Annotated in this window: 24 protein-coding genes; 7 read left to right on the plus strand and 17 right to left on the minus strand. The window is 73.1% G+C overall.

The window, feature by feature from the left end; genetic code table 11:
• Window positions 1–45: 45 nt before the first annotated feature.
• Window positions 46–270, minus strand: coding sequence for a hypothetical protein (locus ACFUO4_RS09025; protein WP_383481509.1), 225 nt, complete (start codon window positions 268–270; stop codon window positions 46–48).
• 330 nt (window positions 271–600) lie between these two features.
• On the opposite strand from ACFUO4_RS09025, the gene ACFUO4_RS09030 reads away from it, so the two are divergent.
• Window positions 601–1,851 carry a M14 family zinc carboxypeptidase gene (locus tag ACFUO4_RS09030; RefSeq protein WP_383481512.1) on the plus strand — a complete coding sequence of 417 codons (1,251 nt, stop codon included), beginning with the start codon at window positions 601–603 and terminating at the stop codon, window positions 1,849–1,851.
• A 50-nt stretch (window positions 1,852–1,901) separates the two neighbouring features.
• Here ACFUO4_RS09030 and ACFUO4_RS09035 read toward each other — a convergent pair whose 3' ends face one another.
• The 3 genes from ACFUO4_RS09035 to ACFUO4_RS09045 form a co-directional block, all read right to left on the minus strand.
• Entirely contained in the window at window positions 1,902–2,321 is a 420-nt protein-coding gene (locus ACFUO4_RS09035) for an SSI family serine proteinase inhibitor (protein WP_383481515.1), read from the minus strand.
• Entirely contained in the window at window positions 2,318–3,691 is a 1,374-nt protein-coding gene (locus tag ACFUO4_RS09040; RefSeq protein WP_383481518.1) for a M14 family zinc carboxypeptidase, read from the minus strand. The genes ACFUO4_RS09035 and ACFUO4_RS09040 overlap by 4 nt, the downstream gene beginning before the upstream one ends.
• Before the next feature lie 162 nt (window positions 3,692–3,853).
• Window positions 3,854–4,405 (minus strand): FHA domain-containing protein, encoded by a 552-nt coding sequence (locus ACFUO4_RS09045; protein WP_383481521.1) that lies wholly within the window; start codon window positions 4,403–4,405, stop codon window positions 3,854–3,856.
• Window positions 4,406–4,537: 132 nt separating this feature from the next.
• Between ACFUO4_RS09045 and treZ the strand changes: the two genes are divergently transcribed.
• Window positions 4,538–6,283, plus strand: coding sequence for a malto-oligosyltrehalose trehalohydrolase (gene treZ, locus ACFUO4_RS09050; RefSeq protein WP_383481524.1), 1,746 nt, complete (start codon window positions 4,538–4,540; stop codon window positions 6,281–6,283).
• A 183-nt stretch (window positions 6,284–6,466) separates the two neighbouring features.
• Here the strand turns inward: treZ and ACFUO4_RS09055 are convergent, their stop codons facing one another.
• From ACFUO4_RS09055 to ACFUO4_RS09065, 3 genes are all read right to left on the minus strand, one after another.
• Window positions 6,467–7,408, minus strand: coding sequence for an aminoglycoside phosphotransferase family protein (locus ACFUO4_RS09055; protein ID WP_383481527.1), 942 nt, complete (start codon window positions 7,406–7,408; stop codon window positions 6,467–6,469).
• Window positions 7,409–7,452: 44 nt separating this feature from the next.
• Window positions 7,453–8,580, minus strand: a complete 1,128-nt coding sequence (locus ACFUO4_RS09060; protein ID WP_383481530.1) for a M24 family metallopeptidase — start codon at window positions 8,578–8,580, stop codon at window positions 7,453–7,455.
• Between the two features lie 117 nt (window positions 8,581–8,697).
• Window positions 8,698–9,330, minus strand: coding sequence for a LysE family translocator (locus tag ACFUO4_RS09065; RefSeq protein WP_383481533.1), 633 nt, complete (start codon window positions 9,328–9,330; stop codon window positions 8,698–8,700).
• 133 nt (window positions 9,331–9,463) lie between these two features.
• Here ACFUO4_RS09065 and ACFUO4_RS09070 point away from each other — a divergent pair, with 133 nt between their 5' ends.
• Window positions 9,464–10,207, plus strand: a complete 744-nt coding sequence (locus tag ACFUO4_RS09070; protein ID WP_383481536.1) for a metallophosphoesterase — start codon at window positions 9,464–9,466, stop codon at window positions 10,205–10,207.
• Here ACFUO4_RS09070 and ACFUO4_RS09075 read toward each other — a convergent pair.
• Together ACFUO4_RS09075 and ACFUO4_RS09080 are read right to left on the minus strand one after the other, a co-directional pair.
• Window positions 10,200–10,796 carry a PDZ domain-containing protein gene (locus tag ACFUO4_RS09075; RefSeq protein ID WP_383481539.1) on the minus strand — a complete coding sequence of 199 codons (597 nt, stop codon included), beginning with the start codon at window positions 10,794–10,796 and terminating at the stop codon, window positions 10,200–10,202. The genes ACFUO4_RS09070 and ACFUO4_RS09075 overlap by 8 nt on opposite strands.
• Before the next feature lie 165 nt (window positions 10,797–10,961).
• Window positions 10,962–11,822: a LysR family transcriptional regulator gene (locus tag ACFUO4_RS09080; protein WP_383481542.1), complete on the minus strand. Its 861-nt coding sequence runs from the start codon at window positions 11,820–11,822 to the stop codon at window positions 10,962–10,964.
• Between the two features lie 87 nt (window positions 11,823–11,909).
• On the opposite strand from ACFUO4_RS09080, the gene ACFUO4_RS09085 reads away from it, so the two are divergent.
• Both ACFUO4_RS09085 and ACFUO4_RS09090 read left to right on the plus strand, forming a co-directional pair.
• Complete coding sequence (locus tag ACFUO4_RS09085; RefSeq protein WP_097270183.1) at window positions 11,910–12,638, plus strand: hypothetical protein; 729 nt, start codon at window positions 11,910–11,912, stop codon at window positions 12,636–12,638.
• Window positions 12,639–12,701: 63 nt separating this feature from the next.
• Window positions 12,702–14,165 (plus strand): hypothetical protein, encoded by a 1,464-nt coding sequence (locus tag ACFUO4_RS09090; RefSeq protein WP_383481546.1) that lies wholly within the window; start codon window positions 12,702–12,704, stop codon window positions 14,163–14,165.
• Here ACFUO4_RS09090 and cyc2 read toward each other — a convergent pair.
• The 5 genes from cyc2 to ACFUO4_RS09115 all read right to left on the minus strand — a co-directional run bounded on the left by cyc2 (window position 14,158) and on the right by ACFUO4_RS09115 (window position 20,131).
• Window positions 14,158–16,323, minus strand: coding sequence for a germacradienol/geosmin synthase Cyc2 (gene cyc2, locus ACFUO4_RS09095; protein WP_383481549.1), 2,166 nt, complete (start codon window positions 16,321–16,323; stop codon window positions 14,158–14,160). The genes ACFUO4_RS09090 and cyc2 overlap by 8 nt on opposite strands.
• 188 nt (window positions 16,324–16,511) lie before the next feature.
• Window positions 16,512–17,261 (minus strand): ABC transporter ATP-binding protein, encoded by a 750-nt coding sequence (locus ACFUO4_RS09100; RefSeq protein WP_383481552.1) that lies wholly within the window; start codon window positions 17,259–17,261, stop codon window positions 16,512–16,514.
• Window positions 17,262–17,326: 65 nt separating this feature from the next.
• Window positions 17,327–18,352 carry an ABC transporter permease gene (locus ACFUO4_RS09105; RefSeq protein WP_383481555.1) on the minus strand — a complete coding sequence of 342 codons (1,026 nt, stop codon included), beginning with the start codon at window positions 18,350–18,352 and terminating at the stop codon, window positions 17,327–17,329.
• A complete protein-coding gene (locus ACFUO4_RS09110; protein WP_383481558.1) occupies window positions 18,349–19,173 on the minus strand; it encodes an ABC transporter permease in 825 nt (274 codons plus the stop codon). The genes ACFUO4_RS09105 and ACFUO4_RS09110 overlap by 4 nt, the downstream gene beginning before the upstream one ends.
• A gap of 25 nt (window positions 19,174–19,198) precedes the next feature.
• A complete protein-coding gene (locus ACFUO4_RS09115; RefSeq protein WP_383481561.1) occupies window positions 19,199–20,131 on the minus strand; it encodes an ABC transporter substrate-binding protein in 933 nt (310 codons plus the stop codon).
• Between the two features lie 146 nt (window positions 20,132–20,277).
• Here ACFUO4_RS09115 and ACFUO4_RS09120 point away from each other — a divergent pair, with 146 nt between their 5' ends.
• Window positions 20,278–21,546, plus strand: a complete 1,269-nt coding sequence (locus ACFUO4_RS09120) for a cytochrome P450 (RefSeq protein ID WP_383481564.1) — start codon at window positions 20,278–20,280, stop codon at window positions 21,544–21,546.
• Between the two features lie 6 nt (window positions 21,547–21,552).
• On the opposite strand, the gene ACFUO4_RS09125 is transcribed toward ACFUO4_RS09120, so the two are convergent.
• The 3 genes from ACFUO4_RS09125 to ACFUO4_RS09135 form a co-directional block, all read right to left on the minus strand.
• Window positions 21,553–22,755, minus strand: coding sequence for a damage-control phosphatase ARMT1 family protein (locus tag ACFUO4_RS09125; RefSeq protein ID WP_383481567.1), 1,203 nt, complete (start codon window positions 22,753–22,755; stop codon window positions 21,553–21,555).
• 22 nt (window positions 22,756–22,777) lie between these two features.
• Window positions 22,778–23,425, minus strand: coding sequence for a ScbR family autoregulator-binding transcription factor (locus tag ACFUO4_RS09130; RefSeq protein WP_383481570.1), 648 nt, complete (start codon window positions 23,423–23,425; stop codon window positions 22,778–22,780).
• Between the two features lie 273 nt (window positions 23,426–23,698).
• Window positions 23,699–25,504, minus strand: a complete 1,806-nt coding sequence (locus ACFUO4_RS09135) for a S8 family serine peptidase (protein WP_383481573.1) — start codon at window positions 25,502–25,504, stop codon at window positions 23,699–23,701.
• A 361-nt stretch (window positions 25,505–25,865) separates the two neighbouring features.
• Here ACFUO4_RS09135 and ACFUO4_RS09140 point away from each other — a divergent pair, with 361 nt between their 5' ends.
• Window positions 25,866–26,786 (plus strand): lytic polysaccharide monooxygenase, encoded by a 921-nt coding sequence (locus ACFUO4_RS09140; RefSeq protein ID WP_383481576.1) that lies wholly within the window; start codon window positions 25,866–25,868, stop codon window positions 26,784–26,786.
• The last annotated feature ends 69 nt before the right edge of the window (window positions 26,787–26,855 follow it).

Raw genomic sequence — 26,855 nt, forward strand, 5'->3', positions numbered from 1 at the left:
CCGCGGCAGGGGGTGTGCGCCGCGCGTGCCCAGCGGGTGTCGGGATCACGCGCCCGGCGTGCGCGCCTTCGCCGTGCGCGGCGGTCCTGGCCCAGCGACCGGCGCGCACCCGCGCACGCTCCCGGGGCCCGTGCCGGACGACCGGCGCGTGGTGTCGAGGCCTGTGCCGGGCGACCAGCGCGTGCTGACGGAGTCCGTGCCGGACGGCCGGCGGGTGGTGACGCGGCCCGTGCCGGGCGGGACGGCCGCCGCGGCGGCGGTGTCGCCCACGACGGGGGCGAGGGTGCCGGCGGGTGGTGGCAGGCGCCGGCACCGCGCGCGCCTGGCTCCACGGTCGTCGCATCCGTGCTCGCGCCCCGGTCGACGGCCGCCGCACCCGTGCTCGACGACGTCTCACGCGCGCGTGCACGCACGCTCTGCCGAGCGCCGGTGCCCGCGACCGCGGTCCGACCCGGTCCGGCACTCCCGCTGGCGCCAACGGCCTTCCTGCTGGCGGTAAATGCATCTGGGCGCCCCCTGGAGCCTCCCCCGGTGCGTTCTTGACAGTGCACGGAGAGCGTGGGGTACTGCGGATTGCGAAGCCGGGCGGATGTGTCGGGGGTGAGTCTCCTGCCGGAGCTGCGCTACCCCACAGTGACCGAAGTCGTCGCGTCGGCAAGGGCTTTGGCGGCTCATCGGCCCGCCCTGTGCACCCTGCGGCAGATCGGCCGGTCACGGGCGGGCAGACCCCTGCTGCTGCTGTCCGTGGGCCATGCGGAACGTGCCGTGCTCGTCGTCGCGGGCGCCCACGCCAACGAGCCGACCGGCGGCGCCACCCTCCTCGACGTCGCCGGACGGGTCGTACGGGAGCGGGAGTTGCGGGCGGACACGTCCTGGCACTTCCTGCTGTGCGCGGACCCGGACGGGGCGTCCCTGCACGTGACCCCGGCGCCGCGCAGCCTGTTCGACTACCACCGGGGCTTCTTCCGCCCCGCGGGCCACGAGCAGCCGGAGTGGTCGCCCGCGGTGCTGCCGCCCGACCGGCTGCCGCCCGAGACCCGCGCCCTGACCGGCGTGATCGACGAGCTGCGCCCCTACCTCCAGGTGACGCTGCACGGCACCGACCTGGGCGGCAGCTGGGTGCAGCTGACGAAGGACATACCGGGGCTCGCCGAGCCGTTCGCCAAGTCCGCGGCGGAACTCAACATCCCGGTGGAGACGGGCGCTTCGGACGCCGCGGGCTGGCCGGCGTCCGGGCCGGGCGTGCATGTGATGCCCTCGCCGGGCGCCGGGGCCGCGTACCCGAGCATGCCGGACGACGCGCGCAGCAGCACCTGGTACCACGCGCATCGGTACGGCGGGCTGACCGCGATCGTCGAGGTGCCGATGTGGGCGAGCGACCTGGTCGACGACCCGGTGCCGCATCCGGCGCCCGCGGTGGCGCTGCGCCGGCTGGCGGAGCGGCTGCTGCTGGACACGCGCCGGGTCGAGCGGGTGCTGACCGACGCGCTGCCGCGGCTGCCCGGCGTCGAGGGGCCGCTGCTGCGGGCCGCCAAGTGGGGGCTCGACCTGGTGCCGGGGCTGGCCGCGGACTGGACGCACACGGCCCCGGCCGACAACACGCGCGCGTACGTGGGCAGCGTGGACGCGTTCGCGCGCCGGTTGCCGCTGCGGGCGGCGGCGATGCTGCTGAGGGTGCTGACCGAGCACGACGACCCCGCGGCGCCCCGCCTGGAGCGGCTCGTCGCGACGTGGAGCGAGGCGTTCGCGGTGCGGTTCCGGGCCCGCTGGGTGCCGTTGGAGCACCAGGTGGAGCACCAGTCCCGGACGGTGGTGGCGGCGGCGCGGCACGCGCGCGACCGGGCCGGGTGACCGCAGCCGCCCCACCCGCGGCAAGCTCCTACAGATCGTCGGCCAGGTCGTCAGCCGTCGAGCGCGAACACCGGTCCGGTGCGTCCGGCCATCACGCAGCCGTTGGAGAAGGTCTCCGTGTACTCGACGGGCCGTCCGTGCCACTCGCCCCGCGCGTGTGCGGTCACCGGGGCGTAGAGCATCGGGCAGAAGCCCTTCCTGGGCGGGAGCGCCGCGATGTCGCCGTCGACCGCCGCCAGTTCCGCGCAGGCCGCGGCGGCGTGCCCGTGTCCTTGGGGCGGGTCGCACAGCAGGAGGGTGCCGCGGGTGTCGCTGGAGCGGGCGTCGCCCTTGGTGACCGTGAGGTAGAGCCAGGTGCCGGTGCGGGAGTGCTGGGCCGTCGCCTGGGCGGGGGCCGTACCGGCGACGAGGAGGGCGACCGCGGCGAGCAGAGTGCCCCGGGCCGCCTTCGATGCAGTGCGGTTCTTCATTCCCGTTGCATCGGCACGGCCGTCGGGGAACCCCACCCCGACTCACCCGAACGGGAGCCCACGCGCGCGTGCCGCCCCGCCGCCAGTTCGAACGCGGCCTGCACCACCCGCGCCTGGTACTCCACCTGGCGGGCGAGGGGGATCCAGCGCGCTCCGCAGCCGTCGAGGTAGTCGGCGCACCACAGGTCGATGAGCCGGTCGAGTTCGGGCAGTACTCCGGCCGGGTCGGTGCCGGCGGCGGTGACGAGCTGGTGCAGCAGTCCCGCGGTGCGCAGCGCCAGGCGGCGGCCGGAGATGCGCAGGGTGGCGAGATGGGCGGTGCTCAGGGGCGGCAGCGGATGGCCGCCGTCGGTGCCGGTGACATCGGGGTCCCAGGCGTCGGCGAGGCCGGGGCAGACCAGTAAATAGTCGTCCACCGGGGCGAGCAGCCGCTCCGCGTCCGGTACGGCGGCGATGTGCGGGCGGATCCGGCCGAGCAGCTGTTCCAGGAGGCCGGTGTCGTGCCGCAGCGTGCGGCTGACGAGGCGCAGGACGGTGTCGGCGTCGACGGGCGGGGAGCCGTCCTCGACGGTGGCCACGCCCCACATGGGCGCCTCGACGACCGCGGTCACGGTGCCGTGCCGGTAGGGGTGGAACCAGGTGGACTCGACGGCGGCCTCGGTGATGGCCGCGGCCAGGTCGCCCCGGCGCGGCGGCGGGATGCGGTAGACGGCGGGGCCGAGGCCGGGCCAGTACAGGGTGTCGTACGCGCCGAGTTCGCGCGGGATGCCGAGCCGGCCCGCGATCCGGGCGACGCGTCCGGCGAGTCCGGGCAGGTCATGGGTGAGCTCGACGAAGCCGCCGCCCACGTCGACGCCGTGCAGCGAGCACTGCAGGAAGGGCCGCAGCTCGTCCTGGAGGTCGAGCAGGGCGCGGGTCTCCGGCAGGGTGACGGCGGCGGCGCCGTCGGGCAGCCACTCGGGCTGTTCCAGGAAGCCGGGCCGGAAGAAGTGCCGGAAGTAGCGGCCGAGGGTGTACGGGCCGTGCAGCCAGCCCTCGTTGCGGCGCAGGCCGTCGGGGTCGAGGCAGAGCAGCAGGTTCCAGGTGGCGTCGGCGGCCTCGGTGAGCGCGGGGTCGGCGAGAGCGCGCTCGGCCAGGTGCAGGACGGTGGCGCCGCCCACGGGTTCGTTGGCGTGCGGGCCGGCGACGACGAGGGCCTGCCGGGCGCCGTGGCCGACGGACAGCAGCAGCATCGGCGTGCCCGCGCGGGAGGTGCCGATGGGGCGGAGCCGGGCGTCGCGGGGGTGGCGGACGACGAGTGCGGCGGCCCGCGCGGCGAGCTCGTCGACGGACGGGTAGCGGAGGAGGGGCGACAGAGCACACCTCCACAATGTGGTGCCGTCGGTTCACCTGATGTGCATGGTGGACGTACAGTCAGTCACGACTTGCGGGGTACGTCAACACCGCGGTACGCAAAGGGAATTGGACGCACTACAGCGCGCAAATCCCAGGCCAGAGCTAAGGTCCGGCTGAGTCGGCGGGACCGCGGGGTCTCAGTTCGCGGCGAGCCTGAACCACATCCGGCCGAACCCGACCTGGTCGCCCTCGCGCACGACGGCCGCCCCGATGACACGGCGTCCGTTCACTGTCGTGCCGTTGGTCGAGCCGAGGTCGCGCAGCACCCACAGGCCGCCCTGGCGGCTCAGTTCGGCGTGCACGCGCGAGACCGTCTCGTGGCTCAGGCGCAGGCCGTTGGCGGGGTCGCGGCCGATGCGCAGCGGGTGACCGTTGCCGGGGTGGGGCAGCAGCAGCTTGGGCAGCCGCTCGGCCTGCCAGGCGCGCCTCAGGCGCTGGGTGAAGCCGGAGACCGCTTCGACGGAGCCGAAGACCACGCGGGAGAAGCGGCTCTCGACGGGCAGGTCCGCGGTGAGCGCCACGAGTTCGTCCGAGCGGCGGGCGGCGAGCGCCAGTTCCATCCGCCGGATGAACGTGTCGTGCGACAGCCGTCCCATGGCGACGCCGTCGCGGAGCACCTTCAGCGCCTTGTCGCGCTCCGCGTCGGAGAGCCGCGCGGGGTACGTGTTGAACTCGAAGGACGACGTCACGTTCGTGATTGTCGGGCAGTGAACGCCGGGTGTCCAGAAAACGCGAGAACGGCCGCCACGCGCGCGGACTGATCGCGTTTGAAGCACCATGGACGGGCTACATCACGGTGAGCAGACGAAGGGGAACCGTCCGTGCAGTTCGAGGTGTGGGCACCGCAGGCAGACCGTGTGACGCTCCAGTGCGACGGCGTCACGCGCGCGTTGGAGCGCGATCCCGACCGCGCGGGGTGGTGGCGGGGCGAGGCCGAGGCGCGGGACGGCAGCCGGTACGGCTTCGCGGTCGACGACGGTCCCGTGCTGCCGGACCCGCGTTCGCGCCGCCAGCCGGACGGCCCGGACGGGCTGAGCGCGGTCGTGGACCAGGGCCGGTACACATGGCGTACGGAGTGGGCGGGGCGGCCGCTGCCGGGCGCGGTCCTGTACGAGCTGCACGTGGGCACGTACACGCGCGAGGGCACCCTGGACGCGGCGGCGGCCCGGCTGGAGCACCTGGTGGAACTGGGCGTCACGCACGTGGAGTTGATGCCGCTGTGCCCCTTCCCCGGGCGGCACGGCTGGGGTTACGAGGGCGTGTCGCTGTGGGCCGTGCACGAGCCCTACGGCGGCCCCGAGGCGCTGAAGCGCTTCGTGGACCGGGCGCACGCGCTCGGTCTGGGCGTCGTCCTGGACGTCGTGCACAACCACCTGGGTCCGTCGGGCAATTACCTGCCCGCGTTCGGCCCGTACTTCACCGACACCCACCACACGCCGTGGGGTTCGGCCGTGAACCTGGACGCGCCGGGCTCCGACGAGGTGCGCGCGTATCTGCTGGGCAGTGCGCTGGCGTGGCTGCGGGACTACCGGCTCGACGGGCTGCGCCTGGACGCGGTGCACGCGCTGGCGGACACGCGCGCGTGCCACTTCCTGGAGGAGCTGTCGACGGCGGTCGACGCCCTCGCCTCCGACCTCGGCCGGCCGCTGTTCCTGATCGCCGAGTCCGATCTGAACGATCCCCGTCTGGTCACCCCGCGCGCGGAGGGCGGCCTCGGGCTGCACGCGCAGTGGAACGACGACTTCCACCACTGTCTGCACACCGCGCTGACCGGCGAGTCGCAGGGCTACTACGCCGACTTCGCCGAGGCCCCCTTCGCGGCGCTGGCCAAGACGCTGGGCGGTGGGTACTTCCACGACGGCACGTACTCCAGCTTCCGCGGCCGGCACCACGGCCGACCGCTGGACCGCGCGCGGGTGGCCGCGCACCGGCTGCTCGGCTACAGCCAGACCCACGACCAGGTGGGCAACCGCGCCCAGGGCGACCGCCTTTCGGCCTCCCTCTCCCCCGGCCTGCTGGCCTGCGCCGCCACGCTGACGCTCACCGCGCCCTTCACGCCGATGCTGTTCATGGGCGAGGAGTGGGCGGCGGGGACGCCGTGGCAGTTCTTCACCGACCACACCGACCCGGAGCTCGCGGAGGCCGTACGGCGGGGCAGGCGGCGGGAGTTCGCGGCGCACGGCTGGGCGGAGGAGGACGTCCCCGACCCGCAGGCCCCGGCGACCCGGGACCGTTCCTGCCTGGACTGGTCCGAGCCGGAGCGCGAGCCCCACGCGCGCGTGCTCGCCTGGTACCGGCGGCTCATCGCCCTGCGCCACGAACAGGCCGACCTCACCGACCCGGACCTCGCCGACACCAAGGTGGCCTTCGACGAGCGGCGGCGCTGGCTGGCCTTCCGGCGCGGTGACGTACGGGTGGCGGTGAACCTGGCCAAGGAGACCGCCGCGATCCCGCTGGGACCCCGTCAGGCGCGTGTGCTGGCCGCGTGGGAGCCGGTGGCGGCGCCGGGCGCGGACGGCGTGCTGGAGGTGCCCGGGGAGTCGTGCGTGGTGCTGTTGCAGGAGTGACCGGCGGCCTGATCGGATCCGCTTCCCCAGGGCTCGCCCGGACCCTCCCGGCGCCGTCCGGACCCGGCGCCGTCCAAACCCGGCGCCGTCCAAACCCGGCGCCATCCGGACCCGGCGCCTTCCAGACCCGGCGCCTTCCGGACCCGCCGCCGCCCGGATCAGCCCGGATCCGCCCGGATCCGCCTAGATCTCGTCCTCCCCGCCGTCCTCCCGCAGCTCCGTCACCCGTTCCAGCAGGATCGCCTCCCAGGCGTGCCGGAGCTGGACGCGAAGTTCCGGCAGGGGGGTGTCCTCGCGGCCCTGGAGGTGGGCGGCGAGGCGGACGACGGCGTCGCAGCGGGCGAGCCACAGGCCGCGCAGACAGGGGCGGGCGCCGTAGCCGGCGAGGGTGGCGGCGCGGACCGCGGCGGGCGAGCCGACGGCGAGGGCGAGGCAGGCGATGTCCTCCGCGGGGTCGCCGAGGACCGCGTCGGCCCAGCCGAGCACACCCCGCACCCGTCCGTCGGCGCTGACGACGAGGTGGTCGCGGGTGAGTCCGTGGTGGACGAGGACGGCGGTGCCGGGTTGCGCGGCGAGCTGCACGGCGGCCGGCTGGGAGAGCTGGTGGAGCCGTGCGGGGTCGAACTCGTCGGCCGTGGCGAGGAGTTCGGCGGCACGCTCGGCGGCGCGGCGCAGTGCCTCCAGGGAGCGCGGAGCGGTGCGGGGGACGCCGAGGGTCTCGGCCTGCCGGACCGGCACCTCGCGCAGCCCGGTGAGCAGCGCGGCCAGGTCGGCCTCGCCGACGGCGGACACGTCGTGCTCGCGCGCCGAGCCGCCGGGCAGCTTGCTGTCGAGGGTGTACGTCAGACCCGGCGCCCATTCGCCGTGGGCGACGCTGGTGGGTACGGCGACCGGGACGTGCGCGCGGACGAGGTCGCGCAGGCGCAGTTCGCGGCGCTGGCGCGCGGTGGCCTCGCGGTCGGCGGCGAGGCGCAGCACATGGCGGCTGCCGACCCACCAGACGGCGGGCTCGGCGCTCTCGGCGACCGGCCGGATCTCGGGCCCGGCCGCGTCGGAGGCGTCCTTGAGGAGGGAACGGACCAGCCGCCGGACGGTGTCCGCGGTGGGTGTCGGTGCCTGGGTCATGGTCGCGCCGCTGTCACTCGGGGTCGGGGCTCCTGAAGGCTGGATCAGTCCACTATGACCATCTCGCGGGTGGTGTCGTTGAGTCGACGGCCGCCTTCCTCGGTGACCGTGACGATGTCCTCGATACGGACGCCGAAACGGCCGGGCAGGTAGACGCCGGGCTCCACGGAGAAGCACATGCCGGGAACGAGGGGCTGCTCCTCGCCCTCGATCATGTACGGCGGTTCGTGGGTGGTGACGCCGATGCCGTGGCCGGTGCGGTGGATGAAGTACTCGCCGTAGCCGGCGTCGGCGATGACCTTGCGGGCGGCGCGGTCGACCTCCTGGCAGGCGACGCCGGGGCGCACGGCCCGGAAGCCGGCCTCCTGGGCCTCGCGGACCAGGTCGTGCACCCGGCGTTCCTCGTCGGTGGGTTCGCCGACGTGGACGGTGCGGGAGGTGTCGGAGCCGTAGCCGTCCTTGAGGCCGCCGAAGTCGAGGACGACCATGTCGCCGTGTTCGATGACGCGGTCGCCGACCTCGTGGTGCGGGTTGGCGCCGTTGGGGCCGGAGGCCACGATGGTGAAGTCGACCTGGGAGTGCCCGAACCGGCGCAGCAGGTCGGCGAGGTCGGCACCGACCTCGGACTCGCGGCGGCCGCCGAAGGGAACCTTGCGGATCTCCTCGAACGTTGCGTCAGCAGCCGCGCCCGCGGCTGCCAGGAGCTCCAGTTCGGCCGCGTCCTTGACCGCCCGGAGCATCGGCAGGGCGTCGGTGAGGGCGGCGTACGAGGTGTTCGGCAGCGTCTTCTGCAGGCCCAGCAGGTGCATGGCCCAGGCGTTGTCACTGACGCCGAAGCGGCCGCCGGAGTCCAGGAGGGCGGCGGTGGCGGCGTAGGGGTCCTTGCCGTCGGTCCAGTCGCGCAGGGTCAGCGCGGGCGCGCCCGCCGCGTGGGCGGCGTCGGGGGCCTCCAGGGTCGGGACGACGAGGACGGGGTCCTGGCCGGGGGCGAGCACCAGCAGGGTGAGTCGTTCGGTGATCGCGGTGGGGGTGTAGCCGGTGAGCCAGACCAGGTCGGGGCCGGGGGCCACGAGCAGTCCGGCGAGTCCGGCGTCGGCGGCCGCCTGAGCGGCGTGCTCCATGCGGGCCCGGTAGTCGTCGGCGGTGAAGGGCGCGGTCTTGCTGCCGGTCATCCGGGCCTCCCTGGGCGGACAGTGGGACAACGGGGGCTACGGGCAGCATCCTGCCCGGTCCACGGGGGCGGCGCGAGCCGGTTCGCGGTCCCCGCCGGGGCGGTCTCGCGCCGGGCGTCAGTTCTCCAGCGCCAGCCGGACGCCGAGCAGGAGCAGGACGCCGCCGGAGACCTGCTCCAGGCGCCGGCGCACCCCGGCGCGGGACAGGACCGCGCGCATCCGGCCGACGAACCACACGTACAGGCCGTAGTAGCCGACCTCGTAGACGGCCCAGAGCGCGGCGAGGCCCACCATCGTCGGCAGATGCGGGGCGCCGGCGGGCACGAACTGCGGCAGGAAGGACATGGCGAAGACGGCCGCCTTGGGGTTGGCGAGGTTGAGCAGCAGCCCGCCGCGGTAGGCGGCCCAGCCGCTCTTCCCGCCGCCCGTCCAGCCGTCCACGGCCTGCTCGGCCCCCTCGGTGCGGCCGCGGCGGGCCTGGCGCAGCGCCTGGACACCGAAGGCCACCAGCACCACCGCGCCGACGACGCGCATCACGTCGTACGCCATCTCGGAGGCCGTGAGGAGCGCGGTCAGGCCGAACGCGGCGACCAGGCCCCAGACGAAGACGCCGGTCTCGTTGCCGAGCACCGTCAGGAAGCCGGACCGCCGGCTGTGCAGCGACTGCTTGATGATCAGGACGGTGCTCGGTCCGGGTGAGGCCGCGACCAGGGTGCAGGCCCCGAGGAAGGCGATGAGGGTGCTCGGCATGAGCTCATCGTGGCGCGGGCGGAGGGCGGGGAACCAGCCTTTTTCCCGGGTTAACGGTTATCGATTGCCCAAGCGTTAGTCCTAATGCTTGAATCAGCCCACACCATTAAACCCATCAGGGGAGGCGTACGCCGTGCTCGTGCTCGCGCACATCAGCGATCTGCATCTGGACGGAAGCGAACGGGCCACCACGCGCGCGAGGCGCGTCCGCGACCACCTGTGGGAGCTGCCCGGCGCGGTGGACGCGCTGCTGGTGACGGGGGACATCGCGGACCACGGCACGGAGGCGGAGTACGAGGAGGCCGCGCGCCTGCTGAGCGACGCGCCGTTCCCCGTGCTGACCTGCCCGGGCAACCACGACAGCCGCGCCCCGTACCGCAAGGCGCTGCTCGGCGTGCCCGCGTCCGAGGGGCCGGTCAACAGCGTGCGGGTCTTCGACGACGCGGCGGTGCTGATGTGCGACTCCAGCATTTCGGGCGCCGACGACGGGGCCCTCGACGACGAGACGTACGACTGGATCGAGGCCACGCTCGACGAACTCGGCCGCGGGCGGCGGGCGTTGCTCGCCTTCCATCACCCGCCGGTGGCGCTGCACCACCCGCTGCCGGACCGCTACCAGTTGGCGCGACCGGACCGACTGGCCGCGCTGCTCGACCGCCGCCCCGAGATCGCCGGCCTGATCACGGGGCACGCCCACACCCCGGCGGCGAGCGTCTTCGCCGGGCGGCCGCTGATGGTCGGGCCGGGGGTGACCTGGACGCTGCGGCTGCCCTGGGAGGGCGACCAGGTGGCGGACCGGGACGCGCCGGTGGGGTTGGCGTTCCATGTCCTGGACGACGCGGGGCGGCTTACCAGCCACTTCCGGGTGGTCACGTGACGATGCCGGGGACGGCGACCAACTGCTGGTAGCCGCCGCTCTGGTGACGGATCGTCAAGGTGATCTCCTTGCCGGGGCGTGCGGCGGCGACGGCGCGGGCGAGGTCGGCTGCCGAGTCGACGCGCCTCTTGCCGACCTGGAGGAGTACGTCGCCCCGCACCAGGCCGGCCGTGTAGCCGGGGCCGGGCACATGGACGCCGACGAGCAGCGCGCCCGCCTTCTCGGCGTCCACCGCCTCCACTCCGAGGGTCGCGGTGGTGCCGGCGGAGGAAGACGGAGCGGGCGATGCGGGCGACGGGGGCGACGAAGGGGGCCGAGGGCCCGGGGCGGCCGGACGGGGGGCGGCCGCCCCGCCCAACTCCCGTTGCATTTCGGCGAGTTTGCTCATGCCGATCACCGTGGCGCCGACGGTGCCGAGGCCGACGCCGGTGAGCACCAGTACCGTCCCGACGAACAGCGCGAACAGCACGGTCCGCAGCCGTCGGCCCCGCCTGCGGGCGGCGTGCGGGCGCCGGGCGGGGCCGGGCCTGGTGCCGCCGCCGGGCTCCTGGCCGGGCATCGGCTTGGGGCGCAACGCGGTCTGTTCCATGGCTTGCCTCCGGCGGACGCGGGTCGCCTCCGGCGGATACGGGGCGGTCCCGGCTGGTGCTCTACCCGTCACACCGAGGCCCGACGAGCCACGAACGAGTGAGACTGACCAGCGGTCAGCGGAGGGAAGCCATAGGCGTCGTGACCTTTCGCGGCGCGGGTCCGCTCACCTCGTCAGCACGTCCGCCAGCCGCGCCGCCGCGCCCCGCGGCGCCCCCGTGTGCACGAGTTCCGTCCGGTGCACGACCCGGGGTTCGGTGACCGGCACGGCGGCCGTGCCCGCCACCCCCGTGGCCATCGAGCGGGGCAGCAGGGTCAGGCCCCGGCCCGCCGCCGCCAGGCATGTGAGGGTGTGGAGGTCGGTGCCGTCGTAGTGGAGTGCGGTGCGGAAGCCGTGGCCGCCGTTCGCCGCGCGGAGGTGGGCGAGCGGCAGTCCGGCGTCGGGGGCGTCCAGCCAGCGGGCGTCGGCCAGGTCCCCGAGGCGCAGTCCGGGACGCCGGGCCAGGGGATGACCGGCCGGCAGGAGGACGCACACGGGTTCCTCGCCGGCGCCGCGCGTGGTCAGCGGCGCCACGTCGGGCAGCCGCAGCGGGTCGCTGGGGGCGGCCAGACCGTCGACCAGGCCCAGGTCGGCGGTGCCGGTGGCGACGGCGGCGGGGATCGCGTCGCGGGCCAGCACCCGCAGGGTCACCCCGGCCGCCGGGAGCGCGGCGAGGACGCGGGCGGCGAGCGCGGTGGGGGCGGCGGCGAGGGTCAGTCCGTGCTCGGGTGCGGACGCCATCCGTACGACGTCCGCGCGGGCCGCGTCAAGGCGCAGCAGGAGCGGGCCCGCGTGCTCGAGGAGCCGCTCGCCGGCCGCCGTGGGCGCGACCGGGCGGCGGGTCAGCAGCGGTGCGCCCAGGTCCAGTTCGAGGGCCTGGATGTGCTGGGAAACGGCCGACTGGGTGTACCCCAGCTCCCGCGCGGCCTCGGAGAACGAGGCGAGCCGGGCGACGGTGACGTAGGTGCGCAGGAGGTGCGGGTCCATGCCCCCCACCCTCTCATCAGCATCGCTTATCGAGCATGCAGAAATCATCGTTGGACGTGATCCGGCGCTCCCGCCCAGGATGAGGGCATGACCGATTCAGCAGCCCGTATCGCCCTGGTCGGCGACCGCTCCCCCAGCGTCGTCTCCCACACCCGCATCCCGCTCCTCCTCGACGCCCTCGCCGAACGCGACCGGCTCGTCCTCGACGCCTACTGGATCCCGTCCGAGGACGCCGGGGCGGAGGGCGCCGTCAGCGGCTTCGACGCCGTGTGGGTGCTGCCGGGCAGTCCGTACCGCAGCGAGGAGGGGGTGCTCGCGGCGATCCGGACCGCGCGCGTGGAGGGCATCCCGTTCCTCGGCACCTGTGCCGGGCTCCAGCACGCCCTGCTGGAGTACGCCCGCAACGTGTGCGGCCTCACGCGCGTGGCGCACGCCGAGACCGACCCCGACGCCGAGGACCTCCTCATCGAGCCGCTGGCCTGTTCGCTCGTCGGCCACGAGGCGGTGGTCGTCGTCGAACCCGGTTCGCTCGCCCAGTCGGTGATCGGCTCGGAGCGCACCGTCGAGCGCTACTTCTGCGCCTACGGTCCGTCCCGCCACCTCGACACCCTGCGCGCGCACGGCATGCGCTTCTCCGGGTACGACGAGGACGGCCACGTCCGGATCGCCGAACTGCCGGGCCACCCGTTCTTCCTGGCCTCCCTCTTCCAGCCGGAGCTGTCCGGTGACGGCTCGCGCCCGCACCCGATGGTCCGGGCGCTGGCGCGAGCCGCCGTGGCCCACGCCGGCCTGAGGGAGGCCCAGCCCGCCGGGTGACGGGCACACCGCAAACGGAACCGCAAAGTCCCTTTGTCGGTGGCGGCTGTTACTTTCTGCCGCATGACCGATCGCGCCCTCCGGCTGCTCCTCCAGGACTCCCGCCTCGCCGAACTCGCCGCGTACCCCTTCGACTTCGACGTGCAGCGGGCCGGGTGCGGCCATGTGGAGCCGGTCCGTCTCGCCTCCGGCGGCTCCCTGCGGATCGTGGCGGGCGACGCCGGCGGGGGGACGTATTTCATGTGCGAGGACGGCTCGGTCCTGTACGCCGACTCCGAGGGCTCGGCGGGGCTCGTCGGCGCCAGTGCCGACGAGGCCCTGGAGATCATGATCGGCCTGGAGGACGCGGAGGACTACGACGACGAGGACGCCGCCGCTCTGGAGGCGGCGCGGACCGAGCTGCGTACCGCCCTGGGCTTCCCGGAGCGCCCCCGCGAGGAGCTCGAAGCGCTCCTCGACGCGGCCCTGGCCCGCACCGAGCCCGACTTCCTGCTGCTCAACGCGGAGGAGGGCCGCGCCTACGACCTCATCGGCCCGCCCCCGCCGCCGCTCTGGGAGCCCGTCCTGGCGGCCGGCCGCGCCGATCTGGCCGCGTTGCGGACGGCGGACCGCGAGGTGCGGGCCGCGGTCGCCGGGAATCCCGTACGACGCCGGATCGCGCTGCGGGCCGCGCAGTTCGACCGCGCGGAGGGCGACCTCGGCCTGCTGCGGGGGCTGCTGCGCCAGGAGGCGCGGTCGTCGATGACGGACGAACTGCGGCTCGCCACCGTGCTGGTGGGGCTGCACGGCAATGTGGAGGATCTCCCGCTGCTGCACGAGGCACGGCAGACCGACTTCGACACGGCCTGCGGACTGAGCGAGCTCCCCGGCCCCGACGCCGGCCCGGCCGAGCTGCTGAGTTGGGCCCGCGAGCTGGACGACCTGATGTTCGGCACCGACCCCGCCGACGAGCCGCTGTACACCTGGACCGACCTCGCCCTGGACCAGGGCATGACGAACCTCGCCCGGTGCGCGCTGATCCGCCGGCTCGACGCGATCGAGCTGGACCAGGGCCTGTTGCGGCGGACCGACGATCCCACCCGCCTGGACACCTCCGAACTGTCCGCCCTCGCCCACGACCTGGAGCGGATCGGCGAGCCGGGCCAGGCGCTGCGCGCCCAGCGGCTGCACACCGCGCTCCAGGAGACGGTGAGCGACCGGGTCTCCAGCCGGCTGACCCAGGCCCGGCTGGAGCGGGAGACGGGACAACTCCCCGCGGCCGACCGTTCCTTGGCGGCGCTCAGGGACACCCTGGCCGAGCCCGCGGACGACTCGCTGAGGTTCTGGCGGGGCACGAGCCTCGGCCGGTACATCGCCGAGGAGCACTACCACCTGGCCCTCGCCCTGGCCGACGCGGACTCCGCCGAGGACGCCCACGCGCTGCTGGGCGCCGCCGAGGCGATACGCGGCGAGCTCTCGGAGTCCGCCGCGTGGGGCGTCCGGGAGCTCGCCGAGCGGGCCGTCCGGCGGGTGCGCGGACTCAGCTGACCAGAGGCAGCGGCAGGTGCGGTGACCGGTCCGGAAGGAAGCCGTGGGCGCGCCGGGCCAGGAAGCCGGACTTGTAGCGGTCGACCGTCCGATGCCAGTGGAGGATGCCCGCCATCCAGTTCTGCAGGTCGAGGACGTAGTTCCGCATGACCTCACGAGCGTCGTCGGACAGGGCGAAGTCGTCGTACACGATGGGCAGTTCATGGGCGGCGACATGCTGGAACTGCCGCATGCGCTGGGTCGTCAGGTCGTGGACGACCCCGAGGGCGGTCGGGTAGTCGATGCCGAAGAAGTTCTGCACGACGAGGATCGCGTTGTGGATCTCGCCCTCGTACTCGATCTCCTTCTGGTACGAGAAGATGTCGTTCAGTAAGCACGCGTAGTCGACGGCGGCGTTCTCCAGCGAGCGGACGGGCCCACTGCGGTAGACCTCCGGCGGAACGGCCGGGGCGTGGCCCGACCGGCACAGGTTCAGGGTGAGGTCGGCACCGAAGGTGGCGCGGCGCATCTCCAGGTAGTCGACCGGGTCGGGGATGCGGTTCTGGATCCGGTTGGCGAGCTCCCAGACCCAGCTCTCCGTCATCACGTTCACGGAGTCCTTCAGGGAGCGCCGCGCGTCCGGGGTCATCCCGGCCGTGGTACGGGTCCACAGGTCGACGAGGCCACGCTCCATGCCGTTGGCCGGGGCGGGGATCGGCTCGCCGTCGACGGGCATGCAGTCCGCCAGGCGCTGCGTGCTCATCCTGGCGGCGGCCAGGTCGCGGCGGCGGCCGAAGACAAGGGGGTAGTAGTCGTCGGCGTACGTCCCCCAGGCCAGCCACTGGGCGCTGAGGTCGAGGGCCTCGGGGGTGGCGTCCGGGTCGATGCCCGCCGAGCACAGGGCGAGGTCGAAGGCGGCGAGCCGGTCCTCGTCCCAGACGCCCTCCTGGAGCATGCCCATGCGGTGCGTCCACGCGGTGAGGCGGGGGCGGGCGGCGTCCAGATGCGGGCTGAGCTCCACCTGGAACGGCATGTGGAAGTCGGGCAGCAGGGACGGGCCGACCTTCTGGTACGGCACGTGCGTGTGGGCGCGCAGACGTTCCGCCGCGGCAGCGGCGAGCAGGGCGGCGACGTCGGCGGCGGAGGTGCCGGCGCCGGTGAGGCCGTGCCACGGCGAGGCGGAGCGGACGCCCTTGTTCATGTAGCGGCTGGAGCGCAGATGCCATTCGTGGCCGCCGGACTGCCAGTCCTGAAGTCCCTTGGCGTAGGCGGCGACCGCGGCGATCTCGGGCGGGGTGAGACCTTTCTCCACGGCGAGGGCGGGCACCTCGGTGAGGGCGGTGTGTTCGAACTGGTGGAGGCGGGAGGTGAGGACGTCGTTGACGAGGTCGGCGGCCTCCTGTGTCGTACAGCCGAAGAAGGTCTCCAGGACCAGGACGCCGTTGCTGTTCTCGCCCTCGTCCTCGACCTCGCGCTGGTAGGAGAACAGGTCGTTGCGCAGGTGCACGGCGTCGGAGAACGTCTCCATGAGGACCCTCAGCGGCCTCGATTCCGCGACGGAGCCGGGGACTTCGGCGGTCGCGAACTCCACGAGCCCCGCCGACCAGGGGGCGCCGCCCACCTTGCGGCGCATCTCGATGTACTCGACCGGGTTGGCGATCCGGCCCTCGTTGATGTTGGACAGCTCCCACAGGGACTCGTTGAGCAGATGCTCGGTGGCCACGGCGAAGCGGCGCCGCCAGCCGGCCGACATGGCGGGCACGGTCCGCGTCCACAGGTCGGCGAGCCCCGCCTCGACGGGGTTGAGCGGCTCGGGCATCGGGGTGCGGAGGTCCATCGGCATGAACAGCGGCAGCCGGTCCAGGTGGGCCTTTCCGGCGGCGCGGTCCTGGGTGCGTTTGAACATGTCCAGGAAGTGGTCGTCGAAGAAGAAGACCCACACGTACCAGTCGGTGATCAGGGAGAGGGCGGGGCCGTCGCAGTCGGGGTGGGTGTAGGCGCAGAGCAGGCCGTAGTCATGGGCGTCGAGATCGGACTGCTCCCAGATCCCGGACCCTTCCAGCATGCCCATCTCGCGCGCCCACGCCGTCGAGTGGGCACGGGCCTCGTCGAGGTGCGGGTTCAGCCGCGCGGGATACGGCATGTAGAAGTGCGGGAGTTCGAAGGGCTGCTGCGTCATGGCGGGGGCTCTACCCGCGCCTTTCGGGGGACATCCGCCGGACGGCACATGATCACACCATCGCGTGAATCGGGGCTGAACTCGGGAGTTGTCGGGGGAATTTGTGGCGCTCCGTGGGGTGGCAGGGCGTGGGGGGCCGGCGGGGCGACGCGGGTGGGCCGGCCGCGGGGGCGAGCCGTGCGCGTCGCTCAGCCGCCCCGCACCGCTCGGCCGACCTCCGCCCGCAGCGCCACGAACTCCGGGAGCCCGCGCGTGCCGATCTGCTCCCGCTTTCCCGGCAGTCCGACCGGCAGGTCGAGGACGACGTGGGAGCCGGGCCCCGGGGACAGGACGACGACCCGGTCGCCGACGTAGACGCTCTCGTCGATGTCGTGGGTGACGAACACGATGGTCGTGCCGTCGGTGCGGTGGACCTCCAGGAGGAGGTCCTCCAGGTCCTCGCGGGTCTGCGCGTCGAGGGAGCCGAAGGGCTCGTCCATGAGCAGCAGGGAGGGGCGGCAGACCAGGGCGCGGGCGATGGCGACGCGCTGCTGCATGCCGCCGGAGAGCTGCCAGGGGTGGCGGCGGGCGGTGCCGTCGAGGCCGACACGCTCCAGGATGCGCTCGGCCTCGGTGTGGCGCTCGGCACGGCGGAGGCCTTGGCGGCGCAGCGGCAGGGCGACGTTGTCGCGGACCGTGAGCCAGGGGTAGAGGGAGCGGCCGTAGTCCTGGAAGACGACGGCGAGCCGGTCGGGTACGCCGGTGACGGGCGTGCCGTCGACGGTGACCTGGCCCTCACGTGCGGGCAGCAGACCGGCGACGGTGCGCAGCAGGGTGGACTTGCCGCAGCCGGAGGGGCCGACCACGCACAGGAGTTGACCGTCGGGGACGGTGAGGGTGAGGTCGCGCAGGACCGGGTGGTCGCCGTAATACTGGCCGACTGCGTCGAGACGGAGCATGCGGTCGTGTCACCTGGCCCGGGGGTCGTGGGGTGGCTGGGTGCGGGTACGGGTTCGGGTACGGGTCATGTGGTCGCCCTTCCCCTGCCGACGAGGCGCTTCTCCACCGCCAGGAGGCCGGTGTTGAGCAGGTGGCCGAGGGCGCCGAGCAGAACGAGGGCCGCCCATACGGTGAGCAGGTCGGAGCGGGTCTGGGCGTCGGTGAGGGTGAAGCCGATGCCGTTGGCGGTGCCGGGGAGCAGTTCCGAGAACACCATGAGGATGAGGGAGAGGGAGAGGCTCAGCCGCAGGCCCGCGAAGATGCGGGGCAGCGCGGACGGGAGGATGAGGAACCGGAGCCGTTCGACGGGGCCCAGGCGGAGCACGGCGGCGACGTCGAGGCGCAGGGGGTCGGTGTTGCGGGCGCCCTCCGCGGTGTTGATCAGCACCGGCCAGACGGCACTGAAGACGATCGACGCGATCTGCATGGGCGTACCGAAGTCGAAGACGACGACGAACACCGGGACCAAGGCGGGTGGGGGGACGGCCCGCGCGAACTGAAGTACGGGGTTGCAGAGGGCGTACGCGCGCCGCGAGCGGCCGACCGCGACGCCGAGCGCGATCCCGGCGACGGCGGCGAGCGCGAACCCGGCGGCCATCCGCCCGAGGCTGGGCAGGATGTCGGCCACGGCGGCCTCGGTGAGGAACACGTGCCGGACGGGGCCCGAGAACCACAGGTCGTACATGTGGCGGGCGATGCGCCCGGGTGGCGGGAAATACACGCTGCCGTGCGCGCGGGCGACGACCTCCCACGCGGCCACGGCAAGGGCGAGGACGACCCAGCGCAGAAGGGCGTGCGGGAGGACAGCGGGGAGGCGGGGGTGCGGGGGCCGACGCATCGGGGGTGGCGCGGGCGCGGTGTCGGGGCGGGGGGAGAGGCTGTGGGGGTGGGGGGAGGTGCTGGGGCGTCCCGCGGTCGGCGGGGTCGAGGTGCTGGGGCGCCCTGCGGTCGGCGGAGTGGAGGCGGAGGGGCGTCCCGCGGTCGGCGGGGTGGAGGCGCCACCACTCACGTCCCCGCCCAGCCCCTCGCCCGCCTGCCCGCCCCCGCTCACGTCCCCACCCCGGCCCCCCGCTCCCCCGCCGTCCACGGGAACAGCCGGTGTTCGCCCCACACCAGTGCCCCGTTGATGACCAGCCCCAGCACCCCCGCCCACACCACGCCCGCGAGGACGTCCCGGGTGCCGTCCGTGGCCAGGCCGGACCGGGCTATGAAGATGCCGAGGCCCTCGCCGAAGCCGGAGAGGATCTCGGTGGCGACGGCCAGGATGAGGGCGACGGACGCCGAGATACGGATGCCGGCGGCGATGAAGGGCGCGGTGCCGGGGAGTTCGACGCGGAGGAGCACCGCGAGGCGGCCGAAGCCGAAGGCGCGCAGGGTGTCCTTGGCGAGGGGGTCGGTCTCGCCGAGACCGTAGACGGTGTTGAAGAGGATCGGCCAGAGGGAGGCGTACGTGACGAGCGCGACCTTCGTCTCGGTGCCCGAGCCGAGCAGCAGGGAGACCAGCGGGATCAACGCCACGGACGGCAGGGGCCGCAGGAACTCCACGATCGCGCGGACGGCGGCGTCGACGACCGGCACGCTGCCCAGCAGCAGGCCGAGCGGGACCGCGAGGGCGATGGCGAGGCCGAGGCCCAGCACCCAGGCGCGCAGGGTGGCGCCCACACCCTCGAGGAACGCCCGGTCGCCTGCCAACTCCGCTGCTCTGAAGAGGACTTCGGATGCCGGCGGCAGATAGCTGCGGCGGACGATCCCGGCCCTGCTGACCGCCTCGCACACCCCGAAGGCGAGCAGCACCCCGAGCGCCCCGAGCACCAGTTCCGGCCCCTGTCGCCGCTCCTGCTGCCGCTCCTGCCGCCGCTGCCGCTGCCTCACCGCACGCCCTCCGGAGACCTCTCCCTCACTTCACCAGCAACGCCGTCGGATCGATCGCCTTCTGCACCATCCCCTGCTTCTTCATCAGCTCGGTCAGCCGGGCGATCTGCGCGGCGTCCATCGTCGGCGGGAAGACCGGCAGGTCGATCTGCTTCGCCTGCTGTGCGGTCACCTCGGTGTAGGTCGGCAGGATGTCGCGGACGGTCTCCGGGTCCTTCGCCGCGATCCTGACGGCGGCCCTGATGGCGCGCTGGAACGCGGCGAGGGCGTCCGCATGCCCACGCGCGTACCGCGCGGTCGTGAGGTAGCCGCTGAGCGGGATGGACTGCACCGGCGCGGACGCCCCGTCCACCAGCACCCGTGCCCCCAACTCGTCCTGGATGGCGCTGTCGTAGGGCTCGACCGCGTGCACGGCGTCGACCTGCCCCTTCTCGAGGGCGGCGCCCATCTGCGGGAAGGGGATCTGCCGGTAGACGGGCTTTCCGGCACCCTGTTCCGCCACGATCTCGTCGAAGGTCAGTGACTGGACGTTGTTGAGGACGTTGACCGCGAGCTTGCGGCCCGTGAGGTCGGCGACGGACTTGATGTCCGAGTCCTTCGGCACCAGCACGTCCATCATGTGCGGCGCGGCCCGGATGGCCTCGGCGACGATGCGGATGTCGAGGGTGCCCTTCTCCTGGGCCTGGAAGTAGGTGACGTAGTTCGCGCTCGCGACCATGTCGATCTGCCCCTTGGACAGGGGCGGCAGCGCCTGGAGGCTCTGCTGGATCTGCTGGATGCGGACGTCCAGCCCCTCCTTCTCGAACAGGCCGCGGTCCTGGGCGATGTAGAGCATGGCGCAGTCGACCAGCGGCAGCGCGGCCACGGTGATCTTCGTCCGCCCGCCGTCCGCCGCCCCGGAGTCCTCGTCGTCGCCACAGGACGTCAGCGTCAGGGCGAGGGCCGTCGCCAGCGCCACCGCCGTTCCTCTTTTCGCACTTCCCGAACACGATCGCCGTAACGCCATGGGCGCATGATGACGCTCGGCTTGGCATGATCACTACACACATGCCAGCCGATTCGACGTCCTTGGAAAATCACGCGGCGTCGGCCACCGTGGGGCGCATGACCCCTACGGCGCCCACGGCCCCGCCGGTTCCCGATGTGTTCGATCCCCGCCGGTACGCGGCCGGAGTGCCCTACGACGCCTATCGCGTCCTGCGCGACCACCACCCGGTAGCCTGGCAGGAGGAGCCCGAGGTGCTGGACTGGCCGGCCGGGCCGGGGTTCTGGGCGGTGACCCGGCACGCGGACGTGGTGCGGGTGCTGCGGGACCCGGCGACGTACTCCTCCTGTCTCGGCGCCACGCAGATCCGCGATCCCGATCCGGCCGACCTGCCGTTCATCCGTCGCATGATGCTCAATCAGGACCCGCCCGAGCATGGGCGGTTGCGGCGTCTGGTCAGCCGGGCGTTCACTCCCGCGCGCATCGCCCGCTTCACCGAGGTGGCCGAGGAGCGGGCCCGCACCCTCTTCGCCCACGCCCTGGAGACGGCCCGGGCCACGGACGGCACCGTCGACCTCGTCGCCGCGGTCACCGACGACTACGCCCTGCTCAACCTCGCCGACCTGCTCGGCCTCCCGGAACAGGACCGCGGCCCGCTGCTCCGCTGGACGCAACGGGTGATCGGCTACCAGGACCCCGACGAGGCCGGTGCTCCGGTGCGCGACACGGCGGGCCGGCCGGTGAACCCGCGCTCCCCCGCGATGCTCCAGGACATGTTCGCGTACGCCCGCCAACTGGCCGCGCACAAACGCCGGCACCCGGCGGACGACGTCATGACCACCCTCGCCGAGGACACCGGACTCGCCGACGCCGAGCTGGAGATGTTCTTCTTCCTGCTCACCGTCGCGGGCAACGACACCGTCCGCAGCGCGGCCCCCGGCGGGCTGCTGGCACTCGCGGACCACCCTGAGTCGTACGCACGACTGCGCACCGGCGGAGTCGAACTCAGCACCGCCGTGGATGAGTTGCTGCGCTGGCATCCGCCCGTCCTCAGCTTCCGGCGCACCGCCGTACACGCCACCGAGCTGTCGGGGCGGCGCATCCGGGCTGGTGACAAAGTGGTCGTCTTCCACGCCTCCGCCAACCGGGACGAGCGGGTCTTCGACGCCCCCGACCGGCTGGATCTGTCCCGTGCGCCGAACCCGCACGTGTCCTTCGGCGACGGTCCACACGTCTGCCTCGGCAGTCACTTCGCCCGGCTTCAACTCCGGGTGCTGTACGCGGAGGCGCTGCGCACGCTGCCCGTCCTGCGGGCGGCGGGACCGGCCCGGCGGCTGGTGTCGAACTTCATCAACGGGCTGAAGTCCGCGCCGGTTCAGGTCACTTGAGGCCGGTCACGGCCGCACCTGGATGAGCGCGTGCGTACCCCCGGTCCGCCAGCGCTGTCCCTCCGCCGCCACCAGGGCGGCCTCGGTGGCGGGCGTGAGGCCGGTGATCACGTCGGACTTCAGGGTGCGCAGGGCCGCCACCGGGCCCGGGAAATACGCCGTGACCTCGGCGAAGGGCGTGGTCGGCGGCCAGCGCCGATCCCCCACCAGGCGGCGGTAGTTGAGGTCGCCCTTGAGGATGGTCAGGGTGGCGTCGGCGAGTTCGGCGCGCAGGTCGTCGGGCATGGCCTCGTACGGCAGCGGGGCGCAGGAGAAGGCGTGGGCGCGGACCGTGAGGCGGCCGTCGGCCATCGCCGACCAGAGCTCGCGCCCGTACGCGGCCGCCGCGCCCCGGGCCCGGGTCAGCCGGCGCAGGGCGTCGACCACGTCGGCGGTCGTGGCGTCGGAGACGTAGTACGGGTGGGGCTTGACGTGCAGGACCGCCCGCCGGACCCGGCCCTGGGCGAGGAGATGGGCGATGAGGAGCAGGTCGGGGACGAGTTCGCGGCCCGCGTTGTCGGCGACGAGGCACAGGGTGTCCGCGCCGTCGAGGAGCGACCAGAGGACGGCGCTGTCGTCGGCGACCAGCGCGGGGACGGCGGCGCGGGCCTCGGCGTCCCCGTCGGACAGCCGGAACCCGAGATCGGCGCGGTTGCCCCACAGGGAGCCGTGGAGCAGGGCTTCGGCCTGTTCCTCGACCGGCCGGTCGGCGAAGTCGTCGAGTGCGGCCAACTCCTCGTCGGTCTCCGCTGATTCGAGCTCGGCGAGCTTGAAGGGGCGGAAGGGGTCCATGCCTTGCCAGGGTCCGGGGCCGAAGTAGCCCACGGCGTCGAGGAGTCGGCGGTAGAACCAGCTCTCGGACCACAGCCAGGGGATGTCGAACCAGGACCGCCCGGTGTGCTCGGCCATCCCCCAGGCCGCCCAGAGGTCACGGCCGGAGGCGCCGGCCGGGAGCGGCTCGATCACGCCCTTCGTGCAGTTCTCCAGGAGCGCGTCGAGGGCGCGCTGCTGGTCCGGGCCGTAGGGGAAGGCTTCCCGGACCTGCCCCACGATCGCGGGATGCCGCTCGGCGAGCACGCTGTAGGGGAACGAGCCGGGCTCGTCGGCGAGGAGCACGGGGGCCGACCCGGGCGGGGACGGGACGGACGGCTCGGGCGGGGTGTGGGGCATGGGCGCCACCGTACCGCCCCCGTCAGGGGATTCTGATCTCCCGCTCCAGCTGGGTGGCGAGGCTCAGATAGCGGGCGCGGCGGGGTACCGGCACCATGCCGCGGATCAGGAGGTGCCACATCTCGGCCAGCCGGCGCGGCTGCCGGGTGACGGGTTCCAGGGAGCGGCCGACGACCCGGGTGCCGACGAGGGAGCAGACCAGGGAGTGAGCTGCGGCTTCGACATCGATGTCCGGGTGGAGGTCGGCGTCCTTGACCGCGCCGAGGAGTTTGCGGGTGGTGATGTCCAGCCATTCTTCGAAAGGGTGGGAGAGCGGCGGCGGTACGTCGAGTCCGCCGGTGGCCAGCCGGAGCCCGGCCCTGGGGACGGGACCTTCGACGGACAGCCGCGCGATCCCGAAGGTGGTGCGGATCAGGGCTTCGAGATGGGAAAGGCCGCGGCTGTCCATATCCGCCGCCATCCGGCGCAGTGTTCTCGACTGAAGCTCCAGAATGGCGTGAGCGAGCTCCTGTTTCGCCGCGAAGTGGAAGTAGAGGGCGCCCTTGGTGACTTGGGCGTGCTCGACGATGTCGCTCAGGCTGGTCGACTCGTAACCCTGCCGGTCGAACAGGTCCGCGGCGGCCGCGATGATCGCCGCTCGGGTCTGCTCGGCGCGTAACTGCCTAGCCATCGATGGGACGCTCCTGGGGGCGAGGAGAGCAGGACCCGAAAAGAACAGGCCATGCCGTTTGTTTCTTACTCCCCGTACACGATATCTCACCGTACGACGGTCATTCGAGGCCACCCCAATTCGCTTCAGTCTTCAGACCTCCCACAACTTATTCACCGGTTGCGTGTAGGACGCAATGGGCGTTTATAAAAACCGGTCGCTCAGTACACAAAAAAGGCGGGCCGACCGGTGCCCCATCCGCACCGGTCGGCCCGCCCGTTCGGCGGGGGTGGCTCAGAAAGTCAGCTTCCAGCTGTTGAGCGTGCCCGTGTCCTGGGCCGCGGTGTCCTGGACGCGCAGCTTCCAGGTGCCGTTGGCCGTCTCGCTCGAAGCGTCCACGGTGTAGGTGGTGTTGACGTTGTCCGCGGAGTCCGAGGAACTGGCGGACTTCAGGCTGTAGACCGTGCCGTCCGGGGCGACGAGGCCGATCACCAGGTCACCGCGGTAGGTGTGGGTGATGTCGACGGCGACCTTGAGGGCCGAAGGGGCGTTGCCGGTACGGCCGCTGACCGTGATCGGGGACTCGATCGCCGAGCTGTTGTCCGGGATGGCGACCGCGGAGGTGCTCGAGTACGTCGTCCCCGTCGTCGTGCCGCCACCGCTGACGGCGGCCACGGTCTTCGCGGCGTCCGCGAGACCGGCGCCGCAGCCGCCCGAGCAAGCGCCGGGCAGGGCACGGGCGTTGGACTTGATGGCCGACTCGATCTGGGCCGGGGTCAGCGAGGAGTTGGCCGACTTCAGCAGGGCGGCGAGGCCCGCGATGTGCGGGGTGGCCATGCTGGTGCCCTGGTAGTAGGCGTAGTTCTCGGTCGACGCCGTCTTGGTGCCGGAGTTCAGCGTGGACAGGATGCCGTTGGCGGTACCGGTGCTGGTCTGGCCGCCGGGGGCCGAGATGTCCACCAGGGAACCGTAGTTGGAGTACGAGGCCTTCGCGCCGGTGCGGTTGGTGGCGGCCACGGATATGACGTTGTTGCAGTTGCCCGGCGAGTGGTTCGCGACGTTGTCGTTGTCGTTGCCCGCGGCGACGGCGATCGTGGTACCGCGGTTCACGGCGGCGGTGATGGCGCTCTGGGTCGCGCTGGTGCAGGCACCGTCGCCGCCCAGGCTCATGTTGATGACCTTGGCGACGTTGGTGTTCGCGGGCACGCCCGAGACGGTGCCGCCGGACGCCCAGGTGATGGCGTCGATGATGTCGGAGTCGTAGCCGCCGCACTTGCCGAGCACGCGCAGCGGGGAGATCTTCGCGCCGTAGGCGATGCCCGCGATGCCCTTGCTGTTGTTGGTGACCGCGGCGATGGTGCCGGCCACGTGGGTGCCGTGCCAGGAGGAGTTGGACGCCGGGATGCCGGAGCCGCACTCATTGGCGGCGTAGTAGTCGCCCGGGTCGGCCGGGTTGCTGTCGCGGCCGTCGCCGTCCACCGAGACCGCGGTGTCGGAGATGAAGTCGTAACCGGCGACGATGTTCGCGGCCAGGTCGGTGTGGGCGACGTAGCCGGTGTCGATGACGGCGACGGTCACGCCGGAGCCGGTCGCGGTGGACCAGGCGCCGGGGACGTTCATGCCGGCCGTGGCCTCGAACAGGTCCCACTGCTTGGCGTACTCGGTGTCGTTCGGGTCGGCCTGCGGCTTGTTCAGGCGGTCCGGCACGACGTAGGCGACCTGCGGATCGGCCTTGTACTCGGCCACGACGTCGGCGACGTCCGCGCGGGTGGCGTCGGCGCCCAGGTCCACGAGGGCGGCACCGGTGCCCAGCCGACGCTGGAAGTCGACGTCCTCGCCGGCCTGCTTGCCCTTGGCGGTGGCGTCGGCCTCGGCGGCGTTGTTCGACTTGGCCTCGGTGGCACCGGACTTGTAGCCGACGATGAGCCGCTCGGCGGTGACGCCGGGCGCGGCTTCGGTCTGGGCGGTGGGCACGGCGGCTGCCTTCGGGGCGGCGGCCTCCTGGGCCGTGGCCACCGTGGCGGTGGCCGCCGTGAACAGCGCGGCCGAGACCGCGGCGACGGAGATCATCCTCCGTCGGAGGGAGGGCGGGGTACGCAAGGGCTTTGCCTTTCGTGGCCGTGCTCCGGGCAGCGCGGAGCAGCGGTGGGGAACGCTTCGTCGATGAAGCGGCGGGGGGCGGGGCGAAAAGCGGCGTGGGACCGGCCGAGCGCCAGCGGACCGGGGAGGGGGTTACCTGTGGGTCAGCTGTGGCCTGAACGATAGGCAAAGGGCTGGTCATGTGAATACAGGGGAAACCCTCGATCCGGCCGGAAACCCACCCTCGCCGTCCGGAAGTCGGGGGCGAATGCACCCCGGGTGCACCCTTTCGCGGCCGATGTCCCGCGGTGAACGCGCCGGGCCCGGTTTCCGTACTGCACGGGAGCAAACCGTTCCCGCCTCGGCCGAGGAGACGTTCCGGATGTCCCGGATGACCGCATACCGCATGGCCGCCCTGACGGTCGTGGCACCGCTCCTGACCGCCGTATGGGCGGCCGCCCCGGCTCAGGCGCACGGCGCGCCGACCGATCCGGTGAGCCGGGTGTACGCCTGCTCCCCCGAGGGCGGCCGGGCCGCAACCGCCGCCTGCCGGGCCGCGATCACCGCGAACGGGACACCCTTCACCGCCTGGGACAACCTGCGCATCGCCAACGTGAACGGCCGCGACCGGCAGACCGTCCCCGACGGGGAGCTGTGCAGCGGCGGCCTGCCCGCCTACAAGGGGCTCGACCTGGCCCGCGCGGACTGGCCCTCGACGCATCTGACGCCGGGCGCGACACTGACGATGAAGTACGCCTCGACGATCCCGCACACAGGGAGCTTCAAGCTCTACCTGACCAAGCCCGGTTACGACCCGACGAAGCCGCTCGCCTGGTCCGACCTGCCCGAGAAGCCGTTCGCGACGGTCAAGGACCCGGCGCTGACGGGCGGCGCGTACCGCATCCGCGCGACGCTGCCGTCGGATCGTACGGGCCGCCATGTGCTCTACACGATCTGGCAGAACACGAGCACGCCGGACACGTACTACTCGTGCTCGGACGTGGTGTTCCCCGCGACGAAGAGCAGGGCCGAGCAGAGCGCGAAGCCGTCGCCTTCGCCCTCACCTTCGGCAACGGCTTCGGCGAAGCCGTCTTCGACCGGCGCCGCCAAGGCCCGTACGACCAGCAGCCCGACGCCGAGCGCCGAGCCCCGTACGACGGCCTCGGGTGCCGGCGCCGCGCCGGTGGCCGCCACGGAGACTGCCGGTTCTGGACCGTCCGCCCCCATGGTGGCGGGCGGCGCCGCCGCGGTGCTGGTGCTCACCGGGGGCGCCGCCCTGGCGCTGCGTCTGCGTCGACGCTGAACGCCGGTCGTACGAGGGTCAGTTGACGTAGACCGCCGCACCGGAGGAGGCGGTGACCGGGGCGTACTT

The organism is Streptomyces sp. NPDC057280, assembly GCF_042668605.1.
Classification (GTDB): domain Bacteria; phylum Actinomycetota; class Actinomycetes; order Streptomycetales; family Streptomycetaceae; genus Streptomyces.

Excerpts from the sequence above, each read along its gene's own strand:
- ACFUO4_RS09035 (WP_383481515.1), bottom strand. The coding sequence starts at position 2,321 with ATGAAGAACCGCACTGCATCGAAGGCGGCCCGGGGCACTCTGCTCGCC.
- ACFUO4_RS09055 (WP_383481527.1), bottom strand. The coding sequence starts at position 7,408 with ATGACCCAGGCACCGACACCCACCGCGGACACCGTCCGGCGGCTGGTC.
- ACFUO4_RS09060 (WP_383481530.1), bottom strand. The coding sequence starts at position 8,580 with ATGACCGGCAGCAAGACCGCGCCCTTCACCGCCGACGACTACCGGGCC.
- ACFUO4_RS09065 (WP_383481533.1), bottom strand. The coding sequence starts at position 9,330 with ATGCCGAGCACCCTCATCGCCTTCCTCGGGGCCTGCACCCTGGTCGCG.
- ACFUO4_RS09075 (WP_383481539.1), bottom strand. The coding sequence starts at position 10,796 with ATGGAACAGACCGCGTTGCGCCCCAAGCCGATGCCCGGCCAGGAGCCC.
- ACFUO4_RS09080 (WP_383481542.1), bottom strand. The coding sequence starts at position 11,822 with ATGGACCCGCACCTCCTGCGCACCTACGTCACCGTCGCCCGGCTCGCC.
- ACFUO4_RS09085 (WP_097270183.1), top strand. The coding sequence starts at position 11,910 with ATGACCGATTCAGCAGCCCGTATCGCCCTGGTCGGCGACCGCTCCCCC.
- ACFUO4_RS09090 (WP_383481546.1), top strand. The coding sequence starts at position 12,702 with ATGACCGATCGCGCCCTCCGGCTGCTCCTCCAGGACTCCCGCCTCGCC.
- cyc2 (WP_383481549.1), bottom strand. The coding sequence starts at position 16,323 with ATGACGCAGCAGCCCTTCGAACTCCCGCACTTCTACATGCCGTATCCC.
- ACFUO4_RS09100 (WP_383481552.1), bottom strand. The coding sequence starts at position 17,261 with ATGCTCCGTCTCGACGCAGTCGGCCAGTATTACGGCGACCACCCGGTC.
- ACFUO4_RS09120 (WP_383481564.1), top strand. The coding sequence starts at position 20,278 with ATGACCCCTACGGCGCCCACGGCCCCGCCGGTTCCCGATGTGTTCGAT.
- ACFUO4_RS09125 (WP_383481567.1), bottom strand. The coding sequence starts at position 22,755 with ATGCCCCACACCCCGCCCGAGCCGTCCGTCCCGTCCCCGCCCGGGTCG.
- ACFUO4_RS09130 (WP_383481570.1), bottom strand. The coding sequence starts at position 23,425 with ATGGCTAGGCAGTTACGCGCCGAGCAGACCCGAGCGGCGATCATCGCG.
- ACFUO4_RS09140 (WP_383481576.1), top strand. The coding sequence starts at position 25,866 with ATGTCCCGGATGACCGCATACCGCATGGCCGCCCTGACGGTCGTGGCA.